Origin of the sequence: Mycobacterium sp. UM_Kg1, from assembly GCF_000972925.1 — a bacterium.
GTDB classification, from domain to species: domain Bacteria; phylum Actinomycetota; class Actinomycetes; order Mycobacteriales; family Mycobacteriaceae; genus Mycobacterium; species Mycobacterium hiberniae.
The window spans coordinates 1-7,181 of the sequence record NZ_JRMK01000174.1 but is presented as its reverse complement, the minus strand read 5'-3'; the positions used below and the strand labels follow the sequence as shown (position 1 = coordinate 7,181).

Below are 7,181 nucleotides of genomic sequence, written 5' to 3'. Positions count from 1 at the left end.
GTGTATAAGAGACAGCGATCAGGCGCTGGGCTAACCAGGCCCCCCGGGCGTCAGTCGCCTTCGACGACGCCGGTGGCGTGCTGCGCGCGGTCCTCGTAGGCCTTGCGGGCGGCGGTGTCGAACTGCAGGAAGACGGTGTCGTTGTGGGTCTTCTTGTTCAGCCAGCGACGGCCCCGGTCCGGCAGCAGGCTGGCCAGGATCGAGACGCGACGCCCGAAGCCGGGCACTGAGAGCAGGGTCCGGGGCTTGTCGAGCACCTTGACGACGCCGGCGGCGATGTCTTCGGGCTCCACCGGCTTCTGGGCGCCAGAGGGTGAGGTGCCCGAAATCAGTTCGGTGTTGGTGAAGGTCGGCAGCACGGCGGAGACCTTGACGCCCTGTGGGGCGAACTCGTCGGACATCGCCGTAGTCAGTCCCACAACCGCGAATTTGGTTCCGGCGTAGAGCACCTGACCGGGCACGGCGATGATGCCGGCCAGCGAGGCGATGTTGATGATGTGGCCGCTGCGCCGCTTGACCATTTCGGGCAGCACCAGCTGGCAGCCGTTGAGCACGCCGTAGAAGTTGACCTCGGTCGCCGAGCGGATGGACTCCGGTGACTGCTCCAGGAACGGGCCCACCGGCATGACGCCGGCATTGTTGATCAGCACATCGATGTGACCGTCGCCGTCGGCGCGGGCCTTGTCCAGGAAGGTCGCGAAGGATTCACGGTCGGTCACGTCCAGGGGGTGGCCGCTGACCTGGCCGCTGGCGCTGAGTCGCTTGACGGCGTGCTCGAGGACCGCGACGTCGCGGTCGCCGATGACGACGCGGGCGCCCCTGGCGAGCAGGGCCGTGGCAGTGGCCAGCCCGATACCCCGGGCGGCGCCGGTGATAGCAATGGTCTTACCGCGAATGTTGTCCACGGCGACGAACTTAACACGTGTCAAGTTCGGATGTCGACGGCAGGGGATGGTAGGGGGCCCGGGGCGGTCAGCGGAAAGCGGAGAGCCCGGTGAACGCCTGGCCCAGGACCAGCTGGTGCATCTCCGGAGTGCCCTCGTAGGTCAGCACCGACTCCAGGTTGACCATGTGCCGAATCACCGGATACTCCAGGGATATCCCGTTGCCGCCCAGAATGGTCCGCGCGGTACGGCAGATCTCCAACGCCGTCCGCGTGTTGTTGAGCTTGCCGAAGCTGACCTGCTCGGGCCGCAGCCCGGCGCTGTCCTTGAGCCGGCCCAGGTGCAGTGAGAGCAGCTGACCCTTGTGCAGTTCGAGGGCCATGTCGACGAGCTTGGCCTGGGTGAGCTGGAAGCCGGCGATCGGCTTGCCGAACTGGCTGCGCTGGGTGGCGTAGTCGCGGGCCGCCTGCCAGGCCGAGCGTGCCGCGCCCATGGCACCCCAGATGATCCCGTAACGCGCCTCGGACAGGCTGGCCAGCGCGCCCTTGACCCCACGCGCCCCGGGCAGCAACGCCTCCGCCGGCAGGCGCACGTCGTCGAGCACCAGTTCGCTGGTGATCGAAGCGCGCAGCGACAGCTTGTGGTGGATGGTGTTGGCGGTGAAGCCGGGGGAGTCGGTGGGCACGATGAAGCCGCGGATGCCCTCGTCGGTGGCCGCCCACACCACCGCCACATCGGCGATCGAGCCGTTGGTGATCCACATCTTGCGGCCGTTGAGAATCCAGTCGGACCCGTCCCGTCTGGCCCGGGTGGTCATGGCCGCCGGATCGGAGCCGACGTCGGGCTCGGTCAGCCCGAAGCAGCCGATCAGCTCACCGGCCGCCATCCCCGGCAACCACTGCTGCTTCTGCTCTTCGGAGCCGTTGTTGTAGATCGAGTACATCGCCAGGGAACCCTGCACGCTCACCAGCGAGCGCAGGCCGGAGTCGGCGGCCTCCAGCTCCACGCAGGCCAGGCCGTAGTGCACCGCCGATGACCCGCCGCAGCCGTAACCGTGCAGGTGCATGCCCAGCAGCCCGAGCTTGCCGAACTCCCGGGCCAGTTCGCGAGCCGGCAGGTCGCCGATCTCGAACCAGTCGCCCACGTGCGGCAAGACGTGCTCGGCGCAGAACTTGGCGACGGTGTCGCGCAGCGCGATTTCGTCGTCGGAGAGCAGAGTGTCCAGGCTCAGCGGATCGATCGGGTCGAAGGGCGCGACGCTGCCGGTTGCCATCCGTTCATCCTGCCACCTGTGTGGCGGCGTGGATCGGGTCAGTTTTGGCTGTCGGAGCCCGCGCTGGGTGTCCCGGGCGCGCCCGGGGTTCCGTCGGCCCCGCCGGCCCCGCCCGTCCCGCCGGCCGCGCCGTCCACACCATCGGAATCGCCGTCGGTGCCGTTGCCGCCGGCTCCACCGCTGCCGTCGCCGTTCGGTCCGATCTGGCCGCCGTCACCCCCGGCGCCGCCCGCGCCGCCGGCACCGCCGGGGCCGCTCTCGGTGGCGTCTGCGCCGTTGCCGCCATTGCCGCCGGCTCCGCCGTCGCCGCCGTTGCCGGCCGCGGTGCCAGTGCCTCCGTTGCCGCCATTGCCGCCGGCGCCGCCGACACCTCCGGGTTGGGTGGTGGCGTCGGTGTCGCCGCCTCGGGTGACATGGTCGGCGCCGCTGGTGCCCGCGTTGCCACCGGCACCGCCGTTGCCGCCGGTACCGCCGTCCAGCCCGGTGCCGCCGTTGCCGCCGGTTCCGCCCTGCGCGGTCGTGCTGACGCCGCCGGTACCGCCGTTACCGCCGGTGCTGCCGGCACCGATGCCAGCGCCACCGTTGCCGCCGGAGCCGCCGTCGATGCCGCCGGCCAGGGAAGGCAGCGAGCCGCCCTTGGCTCCGGCACCTCCGGTGCCTCCGCTGCCGCCGTCGATTCCGGCGCCCCCGGTGCCGCCCTGGCCGCCGGCGGACGCGACACCCGTGCCGCCGGCACCACCGTTGCCGCCGGTGCCGGCGTCTCCTGCACCGCCACCGCCGCCGCCACCGCCCCCGCCGGTGCCCAGAGGCGGTGGGGTGCCGCCGCCCGCGATACTGCCGAGTCCGTCGAAGAAGCCACCGATCCCAGCGGCGCCGCTGCCCCCGACACCGCCCTGGCCGGCAACTCCATCGTTGCTGCTGCCCCCTGCTCCGCCTGTTCCGCCGTTGCCGCCGGTGCCGTTGAAGGCAGAACCCGCGCCGCCGGCGCCTCCCGCGCCGCCGTACCCGGCGGCTGCACCGCCGGTGCCGTCTCCGCCCGTCCCGCCGTTTCCGCCGTTACCTCCATCGCCGGAGAACAGGCCGGCCGATGCGCCGTTTCCGCCGTTTCCGCCGTTGCCGGCAAGGGCGTCGGTGCCGCTGGCGTCGCCCCCGCCACCGCCGGCGCCCCCGGCCCCGGCCGTGCTGGAGCCGCCGAGGAGGCTGCCGCCGCTGCCGTCGCCACCATGCCCGCCGGCACCGGCATGCCCGCCGACGCCGCTGGCGCTACCGCCATGCCCGCCCGCACCGCCGTCCGCGCCGTTGCCCCCGAAAACCGAGGTCAGTGCGGCCAGCGGATTTCCAGCCAGTCCGGTGAGTTCGTCGAGCTGGGCTTGGATCTGCTCCGGCGATCTGCCGGAGATGACCGAGAGTTGGGTGAGAGCTGCACCCAACTGGTCGGGCGAGCTGAAGACGCTGCCGAGCGAACCGGCATTGCCCCCGGCACCGCCGTCGCCCGCGGTGCCGCCGGTACCGGTGCTGGCGCCGCCCGTTCCCCCGGCGCCGCCGGCGCCGGCGCTACCACCACTGACCAATCCGCCCAATCCGCCGCCACCCCCGTCGCCGCCTGCGCCGGCGACGCTGTTGGCGCCCGTGACCGCGCCGCCGGACCCGCCCGCACCGCCGGTCCCACCCTGTCCGCCGAACAGGAAGCCGCCGAGGCCGCCGAAGCCCCCGTCGCCGCCCGCACCTGCCGTGCTGCCGTCGCCGTCCGCGGCTCCGCCGGCACCACCGCCACCGCCCGCTCCGCCGCTGCCGCCGAAGATCGCGAGGGTAGTGCCGCCCTGCCCGCCGATGCCGCCGGCTCCCGCGGTGGCCAGGTCGCCATCGACGGCACCCCCGGCCCCACCCTGACCTCCGGTGGCCCCGGTGCCCCCGAACAGTGCGAAGGTGCCGCCGCCCACGCCGCCGTTGCCGCCCGCGCCGGCCACCTCGGTGGCGTCGCCGCCGGTGCCACCGTCGCCGGCGGCCCCACCGGTTACTCCACCGGCTCGTGCCCACGACAGGCCGCCGTTGCCGCCATTGCCCCCGGCGCCGCCGGTCAGACCGCTGCCGCCGGCCCCGCCGGTGCCGCCGGCACCGCCGATCTTGAACAGCCGGGCACCGATCGCCGGCCTCGAGTCGTCGGCGACCGGGCTGTTCGCGCCTGCGGTGCCGCCCGCGCCGCCATTGCCCCCGGCCCCGCCGGCGCCGTCCAGCGCATCGCCGCCGGTGCCACCGTTGCCGCCGACGCCGCCGAAGGAGAACCACTTCCCGACCGCGTCGCCGCCGTCGCCGCCGTCGCCGCCGTTCGCCCCGGCAAGTCCCGCGCCACCCTCGCCGCCTGCACCGCCGAAGCCGATCAGCGTTCCGCTGGTGCCGCCGTCGCCGCCGTCGGCGCCGGCCCCACCGATCCCGCCGGCCCCGCCGTTGCCGAACCAGCCGGCCGCGCCGCCATTGCCGCCGGCCATCCCGTCGACGTCGGAGTCATATCCCGCGCCGCCGTCGCCGAACAACCAGCCGCCGGTGCCACCGTCGGGGTCGATCTCGGTGCCGTCGATGCCGTTGCAGATCAGTCCACACACCGTGTCGGAGGCGAACAGCGGGTTGATCAGATCGCCGAGCTGCTGCCCGAACGAGCTGGACATCCAGTCCTGCATACCGGTGTGCACCTGCAGATAGATGCTCTGGGCGAAGTCGTCGAGACTGAAGGCGGCGAAGCTGTAGTCGGCCGCGCCCAGGCCCTCGAACCAGTTCGAAAGATCCCCGAAGCCCCAGGCGCCCGGGTCGAACACTGCGCTGCCGACATCGGCGGGATCCGACCAGTTGGCCGGGTCGAACCAGTAACTGGGGTCGAGGAGATCTTCCAGGTCGGCGTTGGCGGTGGGTGCCCAACCCAGCGGGCTCAGCCCCAGCGCCAGCACGGCTGCCGGAACTCCCATTGCGGGTCTCCGGCGGCGGTGGGCAACGTTGCGTCGACGCGACATGAGGTGCCTCTCATTGGGGCGGTCGCGGCGGCAGCACCGAACCGGATCCGTTGTGATCCGGAATTTACCGTAACTTAAGTAATTTCGCAGTGCGCTGACTGGGCGGCGTTGGTCAGTGCAAAGGATTATGGAGCTTCCAAGCGGCTCGCCGGATGAAGCCGCCATTCGTTTTATCGATCACCATGATTTTTTTATGCCGCCAATGCTCGCTCTGTGTCAACCGGATCGCAGCCGCGGCGGCGGCTCGAATGGTGTGCCGCGAGCGCACCGGACCCCGTTGTGATGGGCGTCTCAATTGTGCGCTGCACCAAGGGAAATGGGCAATTCTGCGCGCGCGATGACCAGCGGGATGACGGGAAGTGAACGGAATTTGAACATTGCCGTTGGAGGGGCTTTGGGGGTCGCCTGACTGGGCGGGCAACAGCTACGTTCTTCCACGCCCGGCGCAGCATCGCCGGCGCGCAGAAGTCAGGAAGGACATCGCGGATGAGCAGTCCCCGCCGGGCGGGATCGGGCCGAGGGAACCCGGTGCGTGCCCGCATATCGGCGACCGTGGTGTCCGCAGGATTGTGGCTACTTCTCGCACCGACGGCACAGGCCGACTTTGACGACATGCTGGACACCTTGTTCGCAGCGGCCGGCGCAGAACAGTCGGCGGCGGGGGCCGACTTCCCCGATGCACCCCTGGACCTCCGAGCGGCCGGGTCTGACCCGTTGGCGCAGCTCGAACAGGTGCTGCGTGGCGCGCTCGGAGACGGGGACTCGTCTTCGACCGGTAGCTCCGACGATTCCGGGGATCCGCCGAGCCTGCCGAAATTCAACGCGCCCAGCGGCGGCTCCGGCGGTGGTGGGGGCGGCCCCAGTGGCCCGGCGGCCACCCAGGGCAGGACCAAGACGAACGCCAGCGCCGCCAAGCACGGCGCCCCCCTGCCCAAAGAAACCGGCGCCGAGTAGGAGGTCGGCTGCGGCGTTGAGCCGCTCGATGGCAGTCTGAACCGGTGCCAGGTTCGATCTGCGACATCCTGCCGTCCGCGGCAGCTCTGCTGGGCGTTCCCGGCGTGACCGACAGGCTCGGTCTGCGCGAGCGGGTGGGCGACGTGCAACGGGTGGCGGTGGTGCTCGTCGATGGGCTGGGTTATCACCTGTTGCCGCTTCTGGCCAAGGATGCGCCATTGCTGTCCGCGGTGCTGGCCGGCTCGACCGGTCACCTGATCGAACTGTGCAGCACCTTTCCCTCCACCACGCCCACCAGCCTGGTCTCCCTGGGCACCGGCGCATCACCGGGCGAGCACGGCGTGCTGGGCTTCACCGTCAACATTCCCGGCACCGAGCAGGTGCTGACCCACATCTACTGGGGCGACGAGCCGTCACCGGCGCTCTGGCAGCCGGTACCCACCTGGTTCGAGCGACTGCACGCCGCCGGAGTGAGTGCTCGCGCCGTGCTGCCGGAGATGTTCATCGGCAGCGGATTGACCGAGTCGGCTTACCGGGGAGCGGACTTTCGTCCGGTGGCCAAAGGCCAGCCCTACGTGCAGCGGTTCGTCGAGGCGCTGGCTTCACCGGGGTTGGTCTACGGCTACACCGCTGCGCTCGACCATGCCGCGCATGTGTCGGGAATCGGCTCGCCGCAGTGGCACGCCGCGGCCGCCAAGGTCGATGCGCTGCTGGTGCATCTGCTCGAGGAGCTGCCCGGCGACACCGTGCTGATGGTGACCGCCGATCACGGCGGGATCAACGTGCCCGATGCGGCTCGCCTGGACCTCGATGCCGACCCGGCCCTGCGTGCCGGGATCCGGGTGGTCGCCGGCGAGCCGCGGGTGCGCTACCTGCACACCGAACCCGGTGCCACGGCCGACGTGCTGGCGATCTGGACCGAGCGTCTGGCGGGCCGGGCGTCGGTGCAGACCCGCGAGCAGGCGGTGGCCTCTGGGGTGTTCGGGCCGGTCCGCGACGAGCACCTGGCGCGCATCGGTGACATCGTGGTGACCTGCACCGGCGACAACGCGATCCTGGCGACCGCGC

Annotated in this window: 5 protein-coding genes; 2 read left to right on the top strand and 3 right to left on the bottom strand. The window is 71.6% G+C overall.

Annotated features, from left to right (window positions below; all coding sequences use genetic code 11):
- Positions 1-50 precede the first annotated feature (50 nt).
- From LI92_RS18745 to LI92_RS23305, 3 genes are all read right to left on the bottom strand, one after another.
- Positions 51-905, bottom strand: a complete 855-nt coding sequence (locus LI92_RS18745; RefSeq protein ID WP_046321630.1) for an SDR family oxidoreductase — start codon at positions 903-905, stop codon at positions 51-53.
- 67 nt (positions 906-972) lie between these two features.
- Positions 973-2,157 carry an acyl-CoA dehydrogenase family protein gene (locus LI92_RS18740; RefSeq protein WP_046321628.1) on the bottom strand — a complete coding sequence of 395 codons (1,185 nt, stop codon included), beginning with the start codon at positions 2,155-2,157 and terminating at the stop codon, positions 973-975.
- A gap of 38 nt (positions 2,158-2,195) precedes the next feature.
- Positions 2,196-5,114 (bottom strand): PGRS repeat-containing protein, encoded by a 2,919-nt coding sequence (locus tag LI92_RS23305; protein WP_052740858.1) that lies wholly within the window; start codon positions 5,112-5,114, stop codon positions 2,196-2,198.
- A gap of 531 nt (positions 5,115-5,645) precedes the next feature.
- Between LI92_RS23305 and LI92_RS18730 the strand changes: the two genes are divergently transcribed.
- Positions 5,646-6,113, top strand: a complete 468-nt coding sequence (locus LI92_RS18730; protein WP_286135194.1) for a hypothetical protein — start codon at positions 5,646-5,648, stop codon at positions 6,111-6,113.
- A 44-nt stretch (positions 6,114-6,157) separates the two neighbouring features.
- A partial coding sequence (locus LI92_RS18725; protein WP_046321625.1) for an alkaline phosphatase family protein occupies positions 6,158-7,181 on the top strand: 1,024 nt, incomplete at its 3' end.

What these genes read in the sequence shown, in the direction of transcription:
- LI92_RS18740 (WP_046321628.1), bottom strand. Translation starts at nt 2,157, where the DNA reads ATGGCAACCGGCAGCGTCGCGCCCTTCGACCCGATCGATCCGCTGAGC.
- LI92_RS23305 (WP_052740858.1), bottom strand. Translation starts at nt 5,114, where the DNA reads ATGGGAGTTCCGGCAGCCGTGCTGGCGCTGGGGCTGAGCCCGCTGGGT.
- LI92_RS18730 (WP_286135194.1), top strand. Translation starts at nt 5,646, where the DNA reads ATGAGCAGTCCCCGCCGGGCGGGATCGGGCCGAGGGAACCCGGTGCGT.